The sequence below is a fragment of the Serratia sp. Ser99 genome, assembly GCF_024519545.1.
Lineage (GTDB): Bacteria > Pseudomonadota > Gammaproteobacteria > Enterobacterales > Enterobacteriaceae > Serratia > Serratia liquefaciens.
Genome location: NZ_JALJRT010000002.1, coordinates 554,179 through 574,620, shown reverse-complemented (window position 1 = coordinate 574,620; position 20,442 = coordinate 554,179). Strand labels below are relative to the sequence as shown.

Sequence of the window (20,442 nt, the reverse complement as noted above, 5' to 3'; positions counted from 1 at the left end):
GGAGGACGCGTGCCGCAGCAGCTTGAGTTTTTTGACATCCCCAGCCCGTGCCGAGGTATCTGCCAGGCCGATGACCGAGGCTTTTGCCGTGGCTGCCTGCGCAGCCGCGAAGAACGCTTTGGCTGGATGCAAATGAGCGATGCGCAAAAAAGGGATGTGCTGCGCCTGTGTCACCAACGCTTCCTGCGCCTTCAGCGAGCCAATAAACAGCCCGATGAGCCGCTACCCGAACAGCCGTCGCTATTTTGACCGGTACTCGATCCGCCGCACGTTAGCGCGGCTTTCCCCTTTCCACGTCGTTACCCGCTTGTGTATGCTGGCATCAAACACTGTCATGAGGTTTCAATAATGGAAAACCGTATTCAACTCGCGCCGCAGGGGCCTGAATTTTCCCGCATGATTTGCGGATACTGGCGTTTGATGGAGTGGGGCATGTCGCCGCAACAGCTGTTGGCGTTCATTGAACAGCATATCGAGCTGGGCGTGACCACTGCCGATCACGCGGATATTTACGGCGGCTATGCCTGCGAACAGGCTTTTGGCGAAGCGATGCGGCTGAAGCCGTCATTGCGCCAGTCGATGGAGTTGGTGTCCAAATGCGGTATCGCCACTACAGCCAAACCGGGCAACGCCATCGGCCATTACATCACCGACCGCGAGCATATCGTTTATAGCGCGGAACGTTCGTTGGCGCATCTGCATACCGACTATCTTGACCTGTTGCTGATCCACCGTCCGGATCCGCTGATGGATGCCGATGAGGTCGCCGAGGCCTTTGTGTCTCTGCACCAAAGTGGCAAAGTGCGTCACTTCGGCGTTTCCAACTTCACACCGGCGCAATTTACGTTGCTGCAATCGCGGCTGCCATTCTCGCTGGTGACCAATCAACTGGAGATTTCACCGATTCATCAGCCGAGTATCCTGGATGGATCGCTGGATCAGTGCCAGCAATTACGCATTAAGCCGATGGCCTGGTCTTGTCTGGGGGGCGGCCGCCTGTTCAGCGACGCCGAGTTCCAGCCGCTGCGTGATGAGTTGCAGGCGGTGGCGCAGGAAATAGGGGCCGAGACTATCGAGCAGGTGGTGTACGCCTGGGTGATGCGTCTGCCGTCGGCACCGTTGCCGATTATCGGCTCAGGCAAGATTGAACGCGTGCGTTCGGCATTGAAGGCGCAGCAATTGACGCTGGATCGTCAACAGTGGTTCCGCATCCGCAAAGCGGCGCTGGGTTACGACGTACCTTAACCGGCCCAATAAAACGGGCAGCCTCGGCCGCCCGTTTTTAACGTTAATGTCCCGGTGTTCAGGCCAGTACCACCTGGCCGTCCGACAGGCTATCGAACCCGATCCCGACTAAAGTGACCGTATTGCCGCCAAAATTAAACACCAGATTGTCGTTCACCTCGGAAGCAAAATCACGGAAATTACCGCCCGTACTGCTGCCGTCGGTACCGATAAATACCAGCTTGTCTCGGGCCTGATAGCCGTAAATCAGATCCTGACCGAAGTCGCCGCTGAACAGGAAGGTATTGCTGCCGCCCTGGCTGTGCATAACGTCGTTACCCGCGCCTCCGACGAACACGTCATTGCCTTTGCCGCCAAACAGCTGGTCATTTCCCTCCAGACCGAATAGCCAGGAGCCGGAATCCTTGGCGGTCAGAACGTCATCGGCCGCGGTGCCGTTCGCCGAACTGGCGTAGGCGGTCAACCCCTTGGTGGAAAGTAATCCGTTGTCGGTCACCTGATGATCAACCTCTTTGGTGAAAATCAGCAGTGACGACTCTTTGCTTTTCAGCGTGCCAATCGAGTTAGCCAGAGTGATGCCACCGTCAGCATCGCGCAAATAGAGCGTATTGCCGTCGTACGCGACCTCGGTATTTTTCAATGCATGTTGCAAATCCAGGGTGTTATGGGCTTCACCGCCGGAAATAATATTAAAACCGCCGTCGTCACGGAAGGTGTCATTGCCGGCGCGGCCCTCGAGATAATCATTTCCCGCGCCGCCCTTGATAAGGTCATTGCCGTCACTGCCGACAATAAAGGTTGGGCCGCTGTGTTGCTCGGCGTTACGGTTGAGGTCTTCCACCCAGGTATTGCCGCGGGTAACGTCAGAAAGATTGGAGACAATCACCGTCGAATCTTTGCTGGTCAGCGAGTAGAACTCTGAATTCAATACCCGCATCAATCCGTCCTGATAAAAGAACGGCAGGTGAGATAACCAGGTTGGCACATTGAGGATCGAGAAGGGCAGAATATTCCAGGCGGTGGAGGCATAGTGGTCGTTGAAATTAACGATGTTATTGGTAGCGGACTCTTGTGGTGCGTCATGCACGCCCAGCGTTGCCGAAGTGCGCGTCGTGCCATCCAACGCGCGGAATACCGGATCGTTTTCGTAGCCGATATTAATGACTTTATCGCCGGTTTCGTATTGGGTAGGAGAAGCGAAGGCGACATAGTTTGACTGCGCGTAGAAGCCACCCCAATTGCCGTCGCTGAGCGCCGCCATGCTGTTCACGGCCAGGCCGCCGAGGCTGTGACCACTGATGGTAATGTCATCCCCGCTCAGTCCGTGAGATTGGGCGAACTTGGCCACATCCCCCAGCAGGGTGCCGAAGGCTTTCAGGCTGTAATTATCGGCATAACCACTGGGACCGAAACCGGCCAGCAGGTCATTGACCAGATCGCCGATGGTATCGGTGATTAACGATTCACGCGGGCCACTGGTGCCGCGAAAAGCAATGCCGATGCCGGTGAGATTACCCTCGCTGTCGTATTTTCCCAGTACTTCGGCCTGTGCAGTGGTATAGCCCAGAGTTTCACCGTAATAGGTGCCACGCGCGTCCGTTTTGCCCTGATAGCCTAATTGATCTGCGCTAATCAATGACCAGCCGGCGTTATTTACCGCCGCCAGCGCCGCCTTTTCCGAGTCAGGGTTCCAGGGAATACCGGGTAATCCGCCCTGTGATTGAGTGCTGCCTATCAATGCGGTGACCAGGGTAAAGGGCAGGCCCAGCCCGAAGCCGGTATTATGATAGCCTTCATCAAAACCATTATCGATATTGTGATAGGCGTAGGTAGAAATTGCCATGGCATCGGTAAATAACGCTTTGGACTTCGCCTCATCGAGGCCTTGATAATTAAAGATTCCCATATCAGTTCCTTATGAATTAGCTGCGTTGCCGGGTTAATCTTTGAATAGCTATTGCAGCGAGTCGCAATGAAATGAGTATGCCGCACGGCGTCTGGTCAGAGGACCGACATCGGTAGAATTATTATTAGTAGTAATTATTAAGAATGCGAATTTGATCGCCAAAATTGTGCGTGTTTTGTGCGGTGACGCGGCAGCTTCCCCTATACTGAACACTCACAGAGACTTCAAGGAGATTGATTGATGAAACACTATTGGTATGCGGCCTTTGGTTTGATGGCCTGCGGTGTTGCTCAGGCGGCGACGGTGGATGTTGACATGAATCTGGTGACCGGACAGGGAGTTGGTCAGGATATTGGCAAGGTGACGATCAGCGAAACGCCTTATGGTTTGTTGTTTACGCCACAGCTCAAAGCCTTGCCGGCCGGCGTGCACGGTTTTCACGTTCATGAGAAGGGCAGTTGCGAACCGGGAATGAAGGACGGCAAGGCCGTCGCGGCGTTGGCGGCCGGCGGACATCTTGATCCACAAAAAACCGGTAAGCACCTTGGGCCGTACGCCGACGGTCATTTGGGGGATTTGCCGGCTATTTACGTGACCGACGACGGCATGGCCAGCTACCCGGTGCTGGCGCCTCGGCTGAAAAAAATCAGCGAAATCAGCGGCAAGGCACTGATGGTGCACGCCGGTGGTGATAATCACTCCGATCATCCCAAACCGCTGGGTGGCGGAGGCGAACGCTTCGCCTGCGGCGTGATTAAGTCATAACAACGGTTAGCGGGCGGTGGATGTCGTCGCTGCGCTATCAACAGGGACAATCGCCTGTTGTAGCTGCTGCAACGAACAATAAAGCCGCCAAATCAAGCCTGCCAGATCGCGCGCCGCCTGTTCCGGGTGGTGCGCCAGCGCAGTACTCATGCGCTGCAGTTCTTGCAAGCTGGCGTCCAGCGAACTGTGCTGCACGCCTTTCTCCGTCATGATGCCCCGCAGGCAATGAATACAGACGTCGCGAACCGCCGAGAGCGGATCGGAACGGGTTTGCCAGTCACGCAGTTGCCAGACGATATGGCTGCAGTTGAGCAGCACCACGCCCCAGCGCAATAACCAACTGCGCGCTTCTTGATCCTGACTTTGATTCAGTTGGCTGATGCGATGATAGATTCGCGATTCAAACTGGCTCTCGCTTTGCTGCGGTTTTTTGCTTAACTGATCGATAAAGTCCTGCCGCAGGGCGCGGATAATGCGCCGACTTTTGCGTTTGTCCGAGCTGGGTCGCAATATTTGGAAGGCTAAACCGGCCAGCAATACCCCGACAATCTTCCCGATGCTGTCATTGATAAACGACTGATAGTCGTAGCTTGGTGGATTGGTGACGGAAAGAAAAGAGCCCATGAATACGATCAGTTGGCCCCAGAGTGCGGCGTAGGAGGGGTGCTGCAGCTTGATCATCTGCATCGTTACCAGCACCGGGAACAGAAAGGCACAGAACAGCCAAAAATCATCAATCTGAATCATCAGGCCAAATTTCACCACAAAGCAGGCAATCGAAAGCAGCAGCACCGCCTTTAGCAGGGTAGTGATGCTGTTGATGGGGGACGGCGTGGAAGAGTAGAGCACGCAGCTGATAGCTATCAGCGTCAGGGCCGAGCTGCCCGCGTCCCATTGGGTGTTAATCCAGTAAGCGCAACCGATGACAATGCACAAAAAGGTGCGCAGGCCGTTATACGCCGCTTCGTAGCTGTCGGTGTGACGGGCCAAAGAGGTGACACGCGGTGGCTGAATATCGCTGACCGGCGTGGCGCTCTCAAGGCGCTGCAACCAGCGGCTGGCGCCCAGATACAGCCAGCAGAAATGGCGCAGACGTAGCCAGAAGGCGCGATGACGATAGTCGGCGGGATCTTGCGGCGCAATCTGTTGCAGTATGCGCGCCAAACGGTACTTGTCAGTCTCGGGGTTACGCAGCTCGATGAGCAGTTGCTCCAGCACGCTGGCCAGGTTGTCCGGGCGATCCGGCCAGTTCAGCAGCATGCGGCGCAGGCTGGAGATCACGCTGGTAATACGTAACTGCTGGTGCAGCATATAGTTGAGCAGATTATTCTGTCGGCGTAGCCGGTAGTGGCTCCAGAAAGCCTGAATACGCAGCAAGTTCATGGTCAGGATTTGGCCGATAACCCCTTCGTGCGAGGTACGCATCTGCACGGTGATTTCCGGCTGCCACAGCATCGCGGCATGTTCCAATAATCGCAGATGCATGCGCCGCAACGAGGTTAACAAGGCTTCGCCGTCAGAGGTGCTGGGCAGGATCATCATCATCAGACCGCCGCACAGAATACCGGTGATAACCTCACAAACGCGCGCTTGGGCAATATCAAAGATCTGCTGAGTGTCCGTCACGTTGACGGTGCTGAAGGCGATGATGGCGGCGGTGTAGCCCGCCAGAGCGAAGGCGTAGGAAACGTTGTTCTGATAGTGGTTTGAAATGTAAGTGCACAGGCCGATCCAGGCGGCGATAAACAGCGTGAACAGCCAGGGGTCATTCAGGCAGTGCCCGGCGATGGCCACCGATGCCGCAGCGCCGACCAGGCTGCCAAAAACCCGGCCGATGCTTTTGCTGATCACACCGCCGACGGTGGGGAAGCTGACGACCGCGGCCGATGTCAGCGCCCAGTAAGGTTCGTCAAGATTGAGAACGAACGCGACCCACAGTGACAGGCACATCGCCAGCGAATTGCGCAGTGCATAACGCCATTGTCCGCCGGTGGCTTTTCCCCAAGGGGTGCGTTTCCATTCCAAAAAAGGCAGGTTCACACGTTAGCCTTACTGATGAATCGAGATGGTGCAGGTGGTGCCCGCGACCAGCGGCAAATCTGCCGGAACATTTAGCAATTTTATCCGTACCGGTACGCGTTGCGCCAAACGAACCCAGGGCACGTTGGGTTTCACGTCCATTAATAAATCGCTGCTGCTTTCGACGCTTTGATCGTAAATGGCGCGGCCGATACTCTCAACTTCACCCTGAAGCGGAGTGTTGCCGTTATATAAAACGATGTCCGCTTTATTGCCTTCTTTTATATGTTTTAGCTTGGTTTCTTCAAAATAACCGAGCACATAAAACGAGTGCACATCAACCAGCGCAACCAGCGGTGAGCCGACGCTGGCATAGTTACCCACGCGGGTTTGCAAATTGGTGATATAGCCATCGGTAGGGGCATAAATTTTAGTTTTACTTAAATTCCATTTTGCCTGTTCCAGATTAGCTTGCGCGGCTTTATACGCGGCTTTCATTGCCTGTGCCGCTAAATTCGATTCGTCCATATCTTCCGCAGAAATAACATTTCGCGGCAGACCGCGGCGTCGAGCCGCCTCATGATCGGCCTTGGCCAAATCAGACTGCGCTTTTGCCAGCGCGGCCTCAGCATTGTCCAGCGCAATCTGGTAAGGCACGGGGTCGATCGTAAAAATCAGACTTCCCGCAGGTATGAACTGATTGTCATGAACGGTTATTTTCTCTAATCTTCCAGAAACTTCTGGTGTGATATTGACGAGTTCGGCGCGCACCTTTCCATCGCGCGTCCAGGGGGATTGCATATAGTAATTCCATAACCACCAACCGGCACAGATGGCAATGGCACAGACGATTACCGTAGAAAAATATTTTAATGTTTTATACGTCATGAGTTACCAACTCGCTAAAAGCCACAGGGAGCCGCTGACGGCGATGACGAAAATAGACAAATCCATCAGCATAGGGTGCCAAATTTCGCCGGAATAAATCCAGTCTCGCAACAGGTGGTGTACCAGTAGCCATAAAATCAGGCCTAGCAAAACAGCCTTAAATAGGGGCGGAAAATAAAGCGAGGCGCCCAGCACCAAATCGGGTAGCGGGGACGAGGCATGAAGCCATGAAGTATTCACATTAACAATCCCAGTGAGTGAATATGTTGAGCGGTTGCATAGAGAATAAACAATAACTGATCAAAATGGTGGCTATTTCCACAATATACATTATATACATTTGTGTTTTTAATGTGAGTTACTCAAAATAGTCTAAGCTCTGGGAGGGTATGTTAGCATGCTAATTATAAGGAGGGGTAAGTGGAGTCAACATTAGGTTCAGATTTAGCACGATTAGTTCGTGTATGGCGCGCGCTCATCGATCATCGGCTCAAGCCGCTGGCGCTCACGCAAACGCATTGGGTTACTTTGCACAGTATCAATCGTTTGCCGCCGGAGCAGTCACAGATCCAGCTGGCTAAAGCGATCGGCATTGAGCAACCGTCATTGGTTCGTACTCTGGACCAACTGGAAGAGAAGGGGTTGATTACTCGCCACACCTGCGCCAACGATCGGCGTGCAAAGCGTATCAAACTGACTGAAGCGGCCGATCCCATCATCCGGGAAGTGGACAGCGTCATCAGCTCTACGCGGGGCGAGATTCTGAGCGGCATTACTACTGATGAAGTACAACTGTTGGTTGGTTTAATTGGCAAGCTTGAGCAAAACATCACTGAACTACAAAATAAACAATAAGAATTTCTTTTTATTCGATTAGATTTCACAGCATCGGAAATGAAACCGGAGGCCTAAAGCCTCCGGTTTTACCCATCTGTATCGCTTACAGCGGAGATACGGTAATGGTGTCGCCAGTACGAGCCATACGAACACGCTGGCCTGGGCTGAACTTGGTCGCGCCCGCCTTCTGAACCACCACGATGTTCTCTTTCTGGTCAGTTTTGATTTCCAGCTCGTAGCCTGAGGTACGGCCTGCGGCTTCGCCGATGCTGTTACCCGCTACGCCACCGGCGACTGCGCCGGCTGCGGTTGCCAGGCTGCGACCGGTACCGCCACCGACGGTGTTACCGAGGAAGCCACCCAATACGGCACCACCGATTGCGCCAATGGTATTCGACGTTTCACCACCCTGGATCTTGACTGGGCGCACCGAAACCAGCGTGCCATAAGTCACGGTTTGAACCTGTTTGGCCTGCGAAGCGGAATAAACGTCGCCGGACATGGATTCATTGGCGCACCCTGCCAGCGTAACTGCGGCGATAGCAACGACGAGAAGACGCTTGATCATATAAAACTCCTGTTGGTAGTAGTCCATAACCTGGGGAACCTTTCCAGGCCAGATTCAATGAAAATGATAGACAAAGTATGGCTCAAACGCACGCACATCACCATGACCCGCTACTGCATGCAGCTTAACGTTGCGCTGTTCAACCAATAATAAACGGTGGTTTAGCTTTATAACAGCGCCGCAGGAAATTCCGTTGCGCGTTGAGCCATCGTTTAGCGCTGGTTATCAACCGGGGAAGTGAGCAGAAAAACAGGCGCGTTGCTCACAGAGGTGAAAAAAGACAACAGAATTCATGGCGTTAATGTTTTAATTCTGGTTTATTTATCAGGTCAAAATTTTGTTTCCCCGCACAGGGTAAAGGATGTTGCTATGAAGTCAGGCCGCTATATAGGTGTTATGTCCGGCACCAGTCTGGATGGCGTCGACGTGGTGCTTGCTGCGATCGACGGACGAATGGTGGCGCAGCAGGCCAGTTACAGCCATCCGATGCCGATTCAGCTCAAGCAGGATATTCTCGGTATGTGCCAGGGGCAACAGACCACGCTTGCTGCAGTGGGGCGACTGGATGCGCAGCTCGGCACCTTGTTTGGTGAGGCGGTGCTTGGCCTGCTAAAGCAAACCGGCGTGTCGGCTCAGGACATCACCGCCATCGGTTGCCATGGTCAGACGGTATGGCACGAGCCAGAAGGCGACGCCCGTTTTTCTATGCAATTGGGCGATAACAATCGCATTGCAGCGCTGACGAACATCACTACCGTGGGGGATTTCCGGCGGCGCGATATGGCCTATGGGGGCCAGGGCGCGCCACTTGTGCCGGCCTTCCATCAGGCGTTGTTGGCGCATCCGGTCGAACGCCGCATGGTGCTGAACATCGGCGGCATTGCCAATCTTTCGATGTTGTTGCCGGGGGCGCCGGTGCGCGGTTTCGATACCGGGCCGGGCAATATGCTGATGGACGCTTGGGTATGGCGCCATCGCTCGCAGCCTTACGATAAAGACGGCGCCTGGGCGATGGAAGGCCGTGTCTGCCTGCCTCTGCTGCAGCAGATGCTGGCCGATCCTTACTTTGCGCTGCCGGCACCGAAAAGTACCGGCCGTGAGTATTTCAATGCGGCTTGGCTGGAACGTCAGCTTACGGGACTGCCGGCAGTCAAGCCGGTTGACGTACAAACTACGTTGGCGGAACTGACGGCGATCACTATCTGCGAGCAGGTCCAGTTGGCTGGCGGGTGCGAACGCCTGTTGGTCTGCGGTGGTGGGGCGCGTAACCCATTGCTGATGGCGCGGATGTCGGCGCTACTGCCCGGCACCGAAGTGTGCCTGACTGACGATTTCGGCATCAGCGGCGATGATATGGAAGCGCTGGCCTTCGCCTGGCTGGCGTTTCGTACCTTGTCCGGCCAGCCCGGCAATCTGCCTTCGGTCACCGGTGCCAGCCGTGAAACCCTGCTGGGTGGGATTTATCCGGTTTTGCCTTTAGGGGGCCGTTAGCTCTGTTAGGATAGAAATCGACAGATTTTCCTAAGGAGCAACAGCATGAAAAAAATCATTATTGCCGCCGGTGCGCTGGCGTTGGCCGGTTGCAGCTACGTTCTGCCGCAAAGCAGCCAGACCCTGCATTATCAGTGTGGCACCACGCCGCTGACGGTGGCGCTGGACGGCAAGGAGAGCACCGTCAGCCTGCTGATGGACGGCGAGCAGTTGAAACTCAAGCAGGTGCTGGCCATGACCGGAGCAAAATATAGCGACGGTAAATACACCTTCTGGTCCAAGGGCCAAAACGCCTACCTTGAGCGTAATGGCAAAGTGATCATGAGCGACTGCACGCTGGCGAACTGATCCGGCGGTTGCGGCGTCAGATCGATTGAGATCCTGACGCCACTGGCGCAGAATAGAATCACGATTTTTCAGTTGGTTGATAACCCAATGATTGAAAATAATGAATTTGATGTTGCGGACCTGCGCCGTGAATACACCCGAGGTGGCCTGCGTCGCAACGATCTGACCGCCAATCCGCTGGAGCTGTTCGAAAAGTGGCTTAAACAGGCCTGCGACGCTCGTTTGGCCGATCCGACTGCCATGTGTGTGGCAACCGTGGATGAAAATGGTCAACCCTATCAGCGTATTGTTTTGCTTAAGCATGTGGATGAAAAAGGGTTGGTGTTCTACACCAACCTGGGCAGCCGCAAAGCACAGCAATTGGCGAATAACCCGCATATCAGCCTGCTGTTCCCGTGGCACATGCTTGACCGCCAGGTGATTTTCCTCGGTAAGGCGGAACGGCTTTCCACTTTAGAAGTAATGAAGTACTTCGCCAGTCGCCCGAAAGACAGCCAGATCGGCGCTTGGGTGTCGCAGCAGTCATCGCGCATTTCCGCGCGCGGGGTGCTGGAAAGCAAATTCCTCGAGCTGAAGCAAAAATTCCAACAGGGTGAAGTCCCGCTGCCGAGTTTCTGGGGCGGATTCCGGGTCAATTTCGACTCCGTCGAGTTTTGGCAGGGCGGTGCCAACCGCCTGCACGACCGTTTCCTGTACCAACGGGACGGGAATGACTGGAAAATTGACCGACTGGCGCCCTGAAGACCGAAAATCCCCCTTAAGCGCTGGCACTGATGTCGCCGGCGCTTTATTCTATGCGGTATTCTGAATTTTATATTTCGCCAGTGGGCGAAAGGTCGTGTACCGACAAAGGTGCATTCGTTTATACATGGAGTCATTGATGGCAAGCAGCAACTTGATTAAACAACTGCAAGAGCGGGGCCTCGTTGCCCAGGTTACGGATGAGGAAGCGTTAGCAGAGCGACTGGCGCAAGGGCCAATTGCACTGTATTGCGGTTTCGATCCGACCGCTGACAGCTTGCATTTGGGCCATCTGGTTCCTCTGTTGTGCCTGAAGCGTTTCCAGCTTGCCGGCCACAAACCGGTCGCGCTGGTGGGGGGCGCCACGGGGCTTATCGGCGATCCGAGCTTCAAAGCAGCTGAACGTAAGCTGAACACCACCGATACCGTGAACGAGTGGGTAGAAAAAATCCGCAAACAGGTTTCTCCGTTCCTGGATTTCGACTGTGGCAACAACAGCGCGGTAGCAGCCAACAACTACGACTGGTTCGGCGGCATGAACGTGCTGACCTTCCTGCGTGATATCGGCAAACACTTCTCCGTCAACCAGATGATCAACAAGGAAGCGGTGAAGCAGCGTTTGAACCGTGACGATTCCGGTATCTCGTTCACCGAGTTCTCCTACAATCTGCTGCAGGGCTTCGACTTCGCCGAGCTCTACAACCGTCATCAGGTTGAGCTGCAGATCGGCGGCTCCGACCAGTGGGGCAACATCACCTCAGGTATCGATCTGACCCGCCGCATGCATCAGCAGCAGGTGTTCGGCCTGACCGTGCCTTTGATCACCAAAGCCGACGGCACCAAATTCGGCAAAACCGAAGGTGGCGCAGTCTGGTTGGCACCTGAAAAAACCAGCCCGTACAAGTTCTACCAGTTCTGGATCAACACCGCCGACGCCGACGTGTATCGCTTCCTGAAATTCTTCACCTTTATGGATCTGGCCGAAATCAACGCGCTGGAAGAAGAAGACAAGAACAGCGGCAAGGCACCGCGTGCCCAGTATGTGTTGGCAGAAGAAGTGACCGGCATGGTGCATGGTGCGGAAGGCTTGGCTGCGGCCAAGCGCATCACCCAGAGCCTGTTCTCCGGTGCGCTGCACGACATGACTGAAGCTGACTTCGCTCAGTTGGCGCAGGACGGTATGCCGACCATCAAGCTCGATGGCGACGCCGATCTGCAACAGGCGCTGGTGAATGCCGAGCTGGTACCTTCACGCGGCCAGGCTCGCACCATGATTGGCTCCAATGCAGTGACCATCAACGGTGAGAAGCAGTCTAACGCCGAATACACCTTCAGCGACGCCGATCGCCTGTTCGGTCGTTATACGCTGCTGCGTCGCGGCAAAAAACATTACTGCCTGGTAGATTGGCAGTAAACGAAATTGCAGCAAAGGGGCCCTCAGCGGCCCCTTTATTTTTGAGGCATCAGAGCAAATTTTTGATGAAAAACATTCTTTCTATTCAGTCTCATGTGGTGTTTGGCCACGCGGGCAACAGTGCGGCAGAATTTCCGATGCGCCGCATGGGCGTTAACGTCTGGTCGTTGAACACCGTCCAGTTCTCCAATCACACCCAGTACGGCAAGTGGACCGGTTGCGTGATGCCGGCCAGCCACCTGACGGAAATTGCCCAGGGTATTGCGGATATCGATCAACTCAAGCATTGCGATGCCGTGCTGAGCGGTTATATCGGTTCGCCGGAGCAGGGTAGCCATATTCTTGAGATCGTGCGTCAGGTCAAACAGGCCAATCCGCACGCCTGGTATTTTTGCGATCCGGTCATGGGTCACCCTGAAAAAGGCTGCATCGTGGCACCGGGTGTGGCGGAGTTTCATTGTCAGCAGGCATTGCCGTGCAGCGACATGATTGCGCCAAACCTGCTGGAGCTGGAGTTGTTGAGTCAGCGCACCGTCGCGAATGTTGATCAAGCGGTAAGCGCTGCGCGTGAGCTAATTGCCAAGGGGCCGAAAGTGGTGCTGGTCAAGCACCTGAGCCGCGCCGGTTACCATCCGGACTGTTTCGAAATGCTGTTGGTTACGGCGGATGAAGCCTGGCACATCAGTCGTCCGCTGGTGGATTTTGGCAGCCGCCAACCGGTAGGCGTGGGCGATCTGACCAGCGGCCTGTTGCTGGTTAATCTGCTTAAGGGCGAGGCGCTTGATAAGGCGCTGGAGCACGTGACGGCGGCGGTTTATGAAGTGATGCTGACAACTCAGGCAATGGGACAGTACGAACTACAGGTGGTGGCGGCTCAGGATCGTATCGTGCAGCCAGACTGTGATTTTAAAGCGGTAAAGCTGTAATTAAGCTGACGCTGTGCCCCGGCGGATTATCGCGCCGGGGCCAGGAAATTATTTCAATCCTTCCGCGTTCAAGGTGGCATCTACTGCCGGCCGTGCGGCCACGCGATCAAAATAGGCCGATAAGTTGGCGTGCTTTTTGAGATCAAACTGCATGGCGATAGCCCAGCGCAGAACGGTAAACAAATAGGCATCTGCCACGCTAAACCGGTTCCCCAGCAAGAAATGCTGCTTCGCCAGCACCGAATCCAGATAGCTGAACTGCTTCTCCAGTTTTTCCCGCGTGAAGGCTTTGTATTCTTCAGGCGTTTTCGGGTTAAACAGCGGGCTGAAACCCTTGTGCAGTTCGGTGGCAATATAGTTAAGCCACTCAATCGCATGGTAGCGCGACAGCGTGCCCGCTGCGGGGATCAGACCGCGATCCGGCACGCGATCGGCCAGGTATTGCACAATCGCGACGCCTTCGGTCAGCAGACTGCCGTCATCCAACAGCAGCGCAGGCACTTGTCCTTTCGGGTTGATGGTCAGATAGTCGGCACCGCTTTCCGTTTTCTTCAGCGCCAGATCGACCTTTTCCGCCGTGAAATCCAGGCCCGCCTCACGCAGTACAATGTGTGGAGACAGAGAACAGGCACCGGCTTTATAGAACAGTTTCATCGAAAGCTCCTTGATAATGATGAGTGACAGGCATGCTTAACTTCTGATCCTAGCTCTATAACGCCAAAATTACAGCGGGTTAAACGACAAATTTAACTTATCAACGCGGCTTCGGGCTGCAACTGCGCCAGGGTGACGGCAATTTGCTGTTGCAATGCCTGCGGCGCGATTTGCATGGGCGAACGCAGCTCGTTACGGATCAGACCCTGCTGCGCCAATGCGGCTTTGACCGGGGCTGGGTTCGGGAAGCTGAACATTTGCTGGATCATCGGCAGCAGGCCATAGAAGTTAGCGCGGGCGGCAACCAAATCGCCGTCGGCGACCTGCTGCACCAATTGCACAAAACGCTGCGGCTGAATATGCGCGGAAGCAGAAATCGCCCCGGTGCCGCCCAGGCACAGCGTCGTCAGGATCAGGTTATCTTCCCCGGTCAGTACGTCGATTTCACCGTCGTTAATCAGCGCCATGGTGGTGTCCGGATTACCGCCGCAGTCCTTGATGGCTTTCACCTGCGGATGGCGTGCAATCTGGCGCAGGGTTGTCAGCTCCATCACCACGCCGGTGCGTTGCGGAATGTTGTACAGGATCACCGGCACGCTTGAGGCGTCGGCCAACTGGGTGAAATAGTCCACCAGACCGCATTGCGACGGGCGAATGTAGTAGGGGGCGGGGATCAGCACGCCGGCGACGTCGCGCAGCTGGATCGCCTGTTGCATTTGCAATGTGTCGATAAGGTTATTGCCGGCCAGCCCCATCACCACCTGATGGGCAGGCGTCACGGCCAGCACGGCATCGAGCACCGCCAGCTGTTCTTCCTTGCTTAACGCGGCAGCCTCACCGGTGGTACCGCAAACCACCAACCCATCGACGCCAGAGGCGATCAGGTGTTGGGCCAGCCGTTGGGTGGCGGGCAGGTCAACGGCGTTGTGATTAAATGGGGTCACCAGCGCAACCCAGATACCGGAAAATGAGGCCATAGTAATTTCCTTCAATGCGAACAATAAGAAGCCAGATGAGATAACAAGAGGGGAAACGAGTCGTACACCGCCCAGTCAGCTCATCTGACGGGACAGCGCGCCCCGATCAAATGAGCGTCTGTTTCTTCGAGTAAACTGCCACCAAACCTTCAAGCGGCAATGCCGATATTTGCGCAGCGTCATTGTGGTTGAGGTGAGTCATGGCGGTCTCTTGAAAAGGGGTAATGCGATGATAATGAATATTCTGCATGATGCTGTCAATTTGCAACAGGTTGATAACACGGTTATTCATGATTAAACCGCGCTGATGAGTTTGGCTAATAAGCAGGGAAAAGGAAAACCCCGCCTTGGCGGGGCGAAATTGATTAGCGGGGACGGCGTGCGCCGTTGATCGAAGCCGACCAACTGAACGTTTCCCCGGTGGGTTGAACGCGATTGGCTTTGCGTTCGGCCCGGGTAGCTTTTTCAATTTTCTCGCGGGCGGCAGTGATGCGAGCCACCACCTCATCCTTGATCTTGTTATTCTCGCCATTGGTCAAGGCGCGCCCGAGGCTTTTACGTGCCTTGTCCAACTCGGTTTTTACTTCACGTTGCTCGCTTTCCGTCATGTCTTTCAGCGTCAGTTTTTTCATTTTTGCAGCCTGGTCAGTGAAGTTGGCATCCAGTGTACAGCAATTAGCGGTGTGAAGATGCTGCTGCCGTAACGGAAATGCCAGTTTGCAGGGCGCTGGCGCGTTACATCTCTTCCAGCAGTTCGCTGAGGAAACGCCGCATGCGTTCGGTACGTTCCAGCGCCATTTTCTTGCCGGTGGCGGTTTGGAAACCTTCCTGCAGTTTGAATAACTTGGTTTCGAAGTGATCCAGGGAAAAACGCTTGTCGTCATATTGGCGCTGTTCCGCCAGCGGATCGGCGGCATCGTACAGCGCGCTGCGCATGCGTCCACCAATATAGAAACAACGCGCTACGCCAATCATGCCGATAGCGTCCAGACGGTCTGCGTCCTGAATGATTTTTGCCTCCAGGCTCTCCGGGGTAATGGCTGCGGAGAAGCTGTGGGCCTCGATGGCATGGGCGGTTTCGGCAATGTCCTGCGGCTCCCAGCCCAGCTGTTTGAGCACCAGGGCGCCTTTCTCTGCCGCCATGCGCGAGGCCAGATGGCGCTGTGGCGAGTTTTTTTCCACTGCCACACAGTCATGCAACAGCACGGCCGCACACAGGATGCGACGGTTGCCACCTTCTTGTTGACTGATTTTGCGGGTGTTTTTCCACACGCGATGCAGATGTGCCACGTCATGAGAGCCATCATCGGAATCGAGCGTCAGTGGCAACAACGCCTGAGCCAGTTCCTGATGGGGGGCGAAAGGCTGTAGTAAGGCTTGCGTCAGTGGTGAAGAATGCACGTGTTTTGTTCCTTGTGGGCGGAAAACCTCAATCATAACCCCCTTTGATGCGGCGGTGATGACAGCGCAATGTTCTAATTGTTTACTACAATGCAACAGACTATTGCCGCAATCGCGGTTTTTATACCGGAATAAGCAACTTACAATGACGCCATTCCGGTCATCTCCGCTTGGTGTAAACCTGTGTCTGCGGGGTATGGCCGGAATATCCTGCAGACGCCACCGGAGAAAGATCATGCCTACGAATCTTGAAATTGTACGCGCCACCTATGAGGGCGGCAGTGCCGAAGAGAATGGCCGCAATCTGCTGGCAGCGCTGGCGCCAGATGCCGAGTGGACCGAAGCGGCGGGGTTTCCTTATGCCGGCACCTATATCGGCCCGCAGGCGATATTCAAAAATGTTCACCAGCGTTTGGGGACGGAATGGCAGGGCTATCGCGCCGATGTCGACCACTTCTATGATGCCGGCGAAACCGTGATTGCGCAGGGGTTCTACCATGGCACCTACGCGGCCACCGGAAAGTCCTTCACCGCATCCTTTGCGCATATTTACCAGCTGCGTGCGGGAAAAATCGTTAAGTTCGTGCAAATCGTCGACAGCGCAAAAGTGCTGGAAGCAATGCAGGACTAAAGGCCGCTGTGCTTGCCAAATTTGCGATCGTACTCCCGCCGATAACCGCGCGCTTTGTTGCGATCGCGGATCCACAAATATCCGCACACCAGCGCAACGGCGCCTGAAAAGGTAATGTTGCGCATATCCCGGTCATAAAAAAATACCAGTATGGCGTCAAGCGCCGCGATAAAGGCAATCCACTTATACATATGGGATTGCCGACGCGTGGCGGCGTTGAGGCGCTTTAACTGTCTGGCTTCGTGCATAACCGGCTTTTGCTGCATTAACGTCTCGGCGGTAATAAAGTTCCTAGCTGTAAATTAGCAGAATAGTCCCAATGGCGGCAAAGGGTAACGCACGCGATGCCTACGGGCACCTTACGTTCACAGCGCCAGAACGGCTTCGATCTCAACGCTGACCTGTGGCGAGAACAAGGCGCTGACCGCGACCAGTGAGCAGGCCGGAAGCGCGCCGTCGCAATAGTCAAACAGTATCGGCCGGATGGCCGGCAAATCGCCGATATCGGTTAGAAACACGGTTATTTTAATCAGCGCTTTGAGGTTCGTGCCCTCTGTGGCGGCGATGGTTGCCAGTTGCTCCAGAACCGCCTGCGTCTGTTGCTGGGTCGTTTGCCCCTGAGCCTCGGTGGCAAATGCCGTCAGGCCGGAAACATACAGCGTATCCCCGTGGCGTACGGCATGGACATAGGGCCCCCCCGGCGTAGGCAGATGCGGATAATTAATGCGCTTTAATGATGTCATGGTAAAAACCCCGAGAGATAAATTAAAAAAGTAAACAAACTTGGTTAGGATAGTGCGATGAACATCGGAAGTACGCTGCGATATATTGATTTTAAATAATATCACTACCATTCATTTATAACTGTGAAGGACGTTTCAGGGTAATGAATTCGGCCTTAATACCTTACATGCAACGCTGGCAGCTACAGCCCGACGGCCAGGCGTTTGAAACTCACAGCAGCCTGCTGATGCCCGTTCGCTATCAGGGGGCCGCCGCCATGTTGAAAATAGCCCGCGAACAGGAAGAAAAGTTCGGCGGTTTATTGATGTGCTGGTGGCAGGGCGAAGGTGCTGCGCGGGTGCTAGCCTGGCATGAGGATGGGATCTTGCTGGAGCGTGCGCAAGGCAGCCGCTCGTTGCCGCAAATGGTGCGCGATGGCGACGATCGTCAGGCGACGGAAATTCTTTGCCAGGTTGTTGCCCGCCTGCATGCACCACGTGCCGAACCCTTACCGGAACTCATTCCTTTGCACCAATGGTTTAACTCACTGTGGCCGGCGGCGCAGGCACACGGTGGCATGCTGCGCCTCAGCGCCAGGGTGGCCGCAGAATTGCTGACCAGCCCGCGTGAACAGACCGTGTTGCACGGAGATATACACCATGACAACGTGCTGGATTTCGGTGAGCGTGGCTGGCTGGTGATCGACCCTAAACGCCTTTATGGCGAACGCGCCTTCGACTACGCCAACATCTTCTGCAACCCCAACTACGGTATTGCTACTGACCCAGACATTTTTCAGCGGCGAGTCGTGCAGATCTGTCAACTGGCCGGGCTGGAGCGCCAGCGTCTGCTGCAGTGGATCCTTGCCTGGGCAGGGCTGTCCGCCGCCTGGTTCATGGAGGACGGCGAAGCGGCGGATATCGATTTCCGTGTCGCCGAGCAGGCGGCGCTCGCACTGGGCCTGTCGTTACCGGAAGGGGATTCAGGGTTCATCCTGCCAATAATCGAGCGACGCTGAAGGGCGCTGTAAATAGCGTACCGTTTCACCATTTTGGTCCACGGCCATCGCCTGAAATTTGCCTGAGTCAGGATATTCCACCAGTTCGGGCTGCTCGCGGGTGCTGACAGACAGATATTTTAGCGGCGCATCCGACGTGTTGATGATCTGATGCGGGTATTCCGGGCCCGGCGGAATGAAAATAACGTCCCCGCTTTTGATCGGCAGCCGCTCCCCGGCAACCCGTAAGGTGCCGATCCCCTCCAGCACGATGAACATCTCCTCCTGCGCATAGTGGAAGTGATAAGGGCATGAACGCATGCCCGGGGCTACCACGTCGATAGAAGCCCCCAGTTTTTTGGCTGCGGTACCGGTGCCCAAACGGGCGCCAATGCTGTCATACAGCGGTGGACGGCTGTCGTGTGATTTCTCGACCTGGTCGAAATTACGGATCAGACGCTGGGCTAACAGCGTGGCATGCTCATTCATAAACATCCTCGTGACAATGTCACTTAGTGATTGACGATGGCAGTAGAAAAACCGTCCATGGTTCCCCATCAGTTAAGCAGAAGATCGCTAAAGGGGGAACATTGACGGAGGGACTAAAGCACCTTTCAACCTGCGGACTTAATTCTCGCTGCGGTTCGCGCGGTGTGGCAGTGAAAGGATGATATGAGCGATGGCCCCCCCAATAATCCCCCAAAATGCCGAGCCGACGCCGAGCAGCGTCACGCCGGATGCGGTGATCAGGAAAGCGATCAGCGCGGCATCACGTTGCTTTTCATCTTGCAATGCGCGTTGCAGACTCCCGGCAATGGTGCCCAGCAGCGCCAGCCCGGCAATGGTGTGGATCAAGGCGGCGGGCAATGCGCTGAACAACATGCCGATAACGCCGCCGAAGGCACCGGCCAGCAGGTAAAATACCCCGGCGGCAGCGGCGGCCATATAGCGGCGCTGCGGATTCGGATGCACGTCAGGCCCCATGCAGATCGCGGCGGTAATAGCGGCGATACAAACCGAAAACCCGCCGAACGGCGCCAGCAACAGTGCGGTCAGCGCCGTCCAGCTAATCAACGGCGAGGTGGGGACGCTGTAGCCGGCGGCCTTGAGGGTGGCGATGCCGGGGGCATTTTGTGACGCCATAGTGACCACGAAGAAAGGCACACCAATCCCTAACAGCGTAGACGCACTAAAGTGTGGCGCAATAAACTCCGGCATGGCGAACGCCAACGGTTGCTGCGCAAGATGGATATTACCCTGCAGCGCTGCAATCAGCAGACCGGTCAACAAGGTCAGGACAATCGCGTAGCGGGCCAGATAACGGCGAGTTATCAAGTACACCAGCCCCATCCCGGCACTGAGTACGAAATTCACCTGTAGCGAAGCGAAGGCATCCAGGCCAAAACGCAGCAGGATCCCCGCCAGCATCGCCGCCGAAATTGCCTGAGGGATGTAATCCATCAACCGGGCAAACAGCCCGGTCACGCCGCACAGCAGGATCAGCCCGGAGGCAAAGATGAAAACGCCAATCGCTTCGTTGAGTGGGGTTCCTGGCAGACTGGTGACCAGCAGCGCGGCGCCGGGCGTCGACCAGGCGGTCAGGATCGGCGTGCGGTAATACAGGGACAGTCCCAGGGAGGTGATGCCCATCCCCAGCCCCAACATGGTCAGCCAGCCGCCAATCTGCATTGGTGTCGCACCGGCGGCCGCGGCCGCCTGAAAGATAATGGCGGCAGAACTGGTGTAACCGACCAATACCGCAACGAACCCGGCCATCACGGCGGGCAGGGACAGATGACGCAAAGAGAGGGCTGGGCGCATGGCTGACTCCGGCAACGGTCGTGCGTTATAACGCACAGTGAAGCGGCAGCATAGCACCGTGCGTTATAACGTACAAGGGGGTATAATCAG

General features: G+C 55.4%; 25 protein-coding genes. 11 read left to right on the top strand and 14 right to left on the bottom strand.

The genetic code is table 11. From position 1 onward, the window contains the following. Positions 1 to 9 precede the first annotated feature (9 nt). Together NR114_RS06730 and NR114_RS06725 are read left to right on the top strand one after the other, a co-directional pair. Entirely contained in the window at positions 10 to 249 is a 240-nt protein-coding gene (locus tag NR114_RS06730) for a DUF1289 domain-containing protein (protein ID WP_115058942.1), read from the top strand. Positions 250 to 348: 99 nt separating this feature from the next. After that, positions 349 to 1,245, top strand: a complete 897-nt coding sequence (locus NR114_RS06725; protein WP_020826683.1) for an aldo/keto reductase family oxidoreductase — start codon at positions 349 to 351, stop codon at positions 1,243 to 1,245. Positions 1,246 to 1,303: 58 nt separating this feature from the next. Here the strand turns inward: NR114_RS06725 and NR114_RS06720 are convergent, their stop codons facing one another. After that, positions 1,304 to 3,151: a polyurethanase gene (locus NR114_RS06720; RefSeq protein WP_234530098.1), complete on the bottom strand. Its 1,848-nt coding sequence runs from the start codon at positions 3,149 to 3,151 to the stop codon at positions 1,304 to 1,306. 240 nt (positions 3,152 to 3,391) lie between these two features. Here NR114_RS06720 and sodC point away from each other — a divergent pair, with 240 nt between their 5' ends. Then, positions 3,392 to 3,916: a superoxide dismutase [Cu-Zn] SodC gene (sodC, locus tag NR114_RS06715; RefSeq protein ID WP_234530100.1), complete on the top strand. Its 525-nt coding sequence runs from the start codon at positions 3,392 to 3,394 to the stop codon at positions 3,914 to 3,916. 6 nt (positions 3,917 to 3,922) lie between these two features. On the opposite strand, the gene NR114_RS06710 is transcribed toward sodC, so the two are convergent. The 3 genes from NR114_RS06710 to NR114_RS06700 are packed head-to-tail and all read right to left on the bottom strand — an operon-like array spanning position 3,923 to position 7,063. Then, positions 3,923 to 5,956 (bottom strand): FUSC family protein, encoded by a 2,034-nt coding sequence (locus tag NR114_RS06710; RefSeq protein WP_234530102.1) that lies wholly within the window; start codon positions 5,954 to 5,956, stop codon positions 3,923 to 3,925. A 9-nt stretch (positions 5,957 to 5,965) separates the two neighbouring features. Then, entirely contained in the window at positions 5,966 to 6,823 is an 858-nt protein-coding gene (locus NR114_RS06705; RefSeq protein WP_122079134.1) for an HlyD family secretion protein, read from the bottom strand. 3 nt (positions 6,824 to 6,826) lie between these two features. Beyond that, entirely contained in the window at positions 6,827 to 7,063 is a 237-nt protein-coding gene (locus NR114_RS06700) for a DUF1656 domain-containing protein (RefSeq protein WP_104410897.1), read from the bottom strand. A gap of 180 nt (positions 7,064 to 7,243) precedes the next feature. On the opposite strand from NR114_RS06700, the gene slyA reads away from it, so the two are divergent. Next, positions 7,244 to 7,678 (top strand): transcriptional regulator SlyA, encoded by a 435-nt coding sequence (slyA, locus tag NR114_RS06695; RefSeq protein WP_012144945.1) that lies wholly within the window; start codon positions 7,244 to 7,246, stop codon positions 7,676 to 7,678. An 85-nt stretch (positions 7,679 to 7,763) separates the two neighbouring features. Here slyA and NR114_RS06690 read toward each other — a convergent pair whose 3' ends face one another. Next, positions 7,764 to 8,228 carry a glycine zipper 2TM domain-containing protein gene (locus NR114_RS06690; RefSeq protein WP_041415361.1) on the bottom strand — a complete coding sequence of 155 codons (465 nt, stop codon included), beginning with the start codon at positions 8,226 to 8,228 and terminating at the stop codon, positions 7,764 to 7,766. A gap of 369 nt (positions 8,229 to 8,597) precedes the next feature. Here NR114_RS06690 and anmK point away from each other — a divergent pair, with 369 nt between their 5' ends. From anmK to pdxY, 5 genes are all read left to right on the top strand, one after another. After that, positions 8,598 to 9,719 (top strand): anhydro-N-acetylmuramic acid kinase, encoded by a 1,122-nt coding sequence (gene anmK / locus NR114_RS06685; RefSeq protein ID WP_046373688.1) that lies wholly within the window; start codon positions 8,598 to 8,600, stop codon positions 9,717 to 9,719. A gap of 45 nt (positions 9,720 to 9,764) precedes the next feature. After that, positions 9,765 to 10,067: an MliC family protein gene (locus NR114_RS06680; RefSeq protein ID WP_122079141.1), complete on the top strand. Its 303-nt coding sequence runs from the start codon at positions 9,765 to 9,767 to the stop codon at positions 10,065 to 10,067. Positions 10,068 to 10,154: 87 nt separating this feature from the next. Continuing rightward, positions 10,155 to 10,808, top strand: coding sequence for a pyridoxamine 5'-phosphate oxidase (gene pdxH / locus NR114_RS06675; RefSeq protein ID WP_046373687.1), 654 nt, complete (start codon positions 10,155 to 10,157; stop codon positions 10,806 to 10,808). A gap of 139 nt (positions 10,809 to 10,947) precedes the next feature. After that, positions 10,948 to 12,222 carry a tyrosine--tRNA ligase gene (gene tyrS, locus NR114_RS06670; RefSeq protein ID WP_020826694.1) on the top strand — a complete coding sequence of 425 codons (1,275 nt, stop codon included), beginning with the start codon at positions 10,948 to 10,950 and terminating at the stop codon, positions 12,220 to 12,222. Positions 12,223 to 12,287: 65 nt separating this feature from the next. Beyond that, positions 12,288 to 13,148 carry a pyridoxal kinase PdxY gene (gene pdxY, locus NR114_RS06665; RefSeq protein WP_046373686.1) on the top strand — a complete coding sequence of 287 codons (861 nt, stop codon included), beginning with the start codon at positions 12,288 to 12,290 and terminating at the stop codon, positions 13,146 to 13,148. Between the two features lie 48 nt (positions 13,149 to 13,196). Here pdxY and gstA read toward each other — a convergent pair whose 3' ends face one another. The 5 genes from gstA to NR114_RS06640 all read right to left on the bottom strand — a co-directional run bounded on the left by gstA (position 13,197) and on the right by NR114_RS06640 (position 16,216). Further along, positions 13,197 to 13,802 (bottom strand): glutathione transferase GstA, encoded by a 606-nt coding sequence (gene gstA / locus NR114_RS06660; protein ID WP_129940478.1) that lies wholly within the window; start codon positions 13,800 to 13,802, stop codon positions 13,197 to 13,199. Positions 13,803 to 13,894: 92 nt separating this feature from the next. Continuing rightward, positions 13,895 to 14,779, bottom strand: coding sequence for a 4-hydroxy-tetrahydrodipicolinate synthase (dapA, locus tag NR114_RS06655; protein ID WP_046373684.1), 885 nt, complete (start codon positions 14,777 to 14,779; stop codon positions 13,895 to 13,897). Between the two features lie 106 nt (positions 14,780 to 14,885). Continuing rightward, positions 14,886 to 15,071: a hypothetical protein gene (locus tag NR114_RS06650; RefSeq protein WP_020826698.1), complete on the bottom strand. Its 186-nt coding sequence runs from the start codon at positions 15,069 to 15,071 to the stop codon at positions 14,886 to 14,888. A 73-nt stretch (positions 15,072 to 15,144) separates the two neighbouring features. Beyond that, positions 15,145 to 15,411 carry a DUF3811 domain-containing protein gene (locus tag NR114_RS06645; protein WP_020826699.1) on the bottom strand — a complete coding sequence of 89 codons (267 nt, stop codon included), beginning with the start codon at positions 15,409 to 15,411 and terminating at the stop codon, positions 15,145 to 15,147. A 103-nt stretch (positions 15,412 to 15,514) separates the two neighbouring features. Then, complete coding sequence (locus NR114_RS06640; RefSeq protein ID WP_256813778.1) at positions 15,515 to 16,216, bottom strand: HD domain-containing protein; 702 nt, start codon at positions 16,214 to 16,216, stop codon at positions 15,515 to 15,517. Between the two features lie 199 nt (positions 16,217 to 16,415). Between NR114_RS06640 and NR114_RS06635 the strand changes: the two genes are divergently transcribed. After that, on the top strand, positions 16,416 to 16,811 hold the full coding sequence (locus NR114_RS06635; RefSeq protein ID WP_046373681.1) for a nuclear transport factor 2 family protein: 396 nt from the start codon (positions 16,416 to 16,418) through the stop codon (positions 16,809 to 16,811). On the opposite strand, the gene NR114_RS06630 is transcribed toward NR114_RS06635, so the two are convergent. Together NR114_RS06630 and NR114_RS06625 are read right to left on the bottom strand one after the other, a co-directional pair. Beyond that, complete coding sequence (locus NR114_RS06630; RefSeq protein ID WP_044550680.1) at positions 16,808 to 17,077, bottom strand: hypothetical protein; 270 nt, start codon at positions 17,075 to 17,077, stop codon at positions 16,808 to 16,810. The genes NR114_RS06635 and NR114_RS06630 overlap by 4 nt on opposite strands. Positions 17,078 to 17,176: 99 nt before the next feature. Next, positions 17,177 to 17,554 carry a RidA family protein gene (locus tag NR114_RS06625; RefSeq protein WP_115058931.1) on the bottom strand — a complete coding sequence of 126 codons (378 nt, stop codon included), beginning with the start codon at positions 17,552 to 17,554 and terminating at the stop codon, positions 17,177 to 17,179. 143 nt (positions 17,555 to 17,697) lie between these two features. Here NR114_RS06625 and NR114_RS06620 point away from each other — a divergent pair, with 143 nt between their 5' ends. After that, positions 17,698 to 18,552, top strand: coding sequence for an aminoglycoside phosphotransferase family protein (locus tag NR114_RS06620; protein WP_020826704.1), 855 nt, complete (start codon positions 17,698 to 17,700; stop codon positions 18,550 to 18,552). Here the strand turns inward: NR114_RS06620 and NR114_RS06615 are convergent. After that, on the bottom strand, positions 18,517 to 19,020 hold the full coding sequence (locus NR114_RS06615) for a cupin domain-containing protein (RefSeq protein ID WP_046373679.1): 504 nt from the start codon (positions 19,018 to 19,020) through the stop codon (positions 18,517 to 18,519). The two genes, NR114_RS06620 and NR114_RS06615, sit on opposite strands and share 36 nt — an antisense overlap. A 138-nt stretch (positions 19,021 to 19,158) precedes the next feature. Then, entirely contained in the window at positions 19,159 to 20,352 is a 1,194-nt protein-coding gene (locus tag NR114_RS06610) for a benzoate/H(+) symporter BenE family transporter (protein ID WP_149573353.1), read from the bottom strand. Between the last annotated feature and the right edge of the window lie 90 nt (positions 20,353 to 20,442).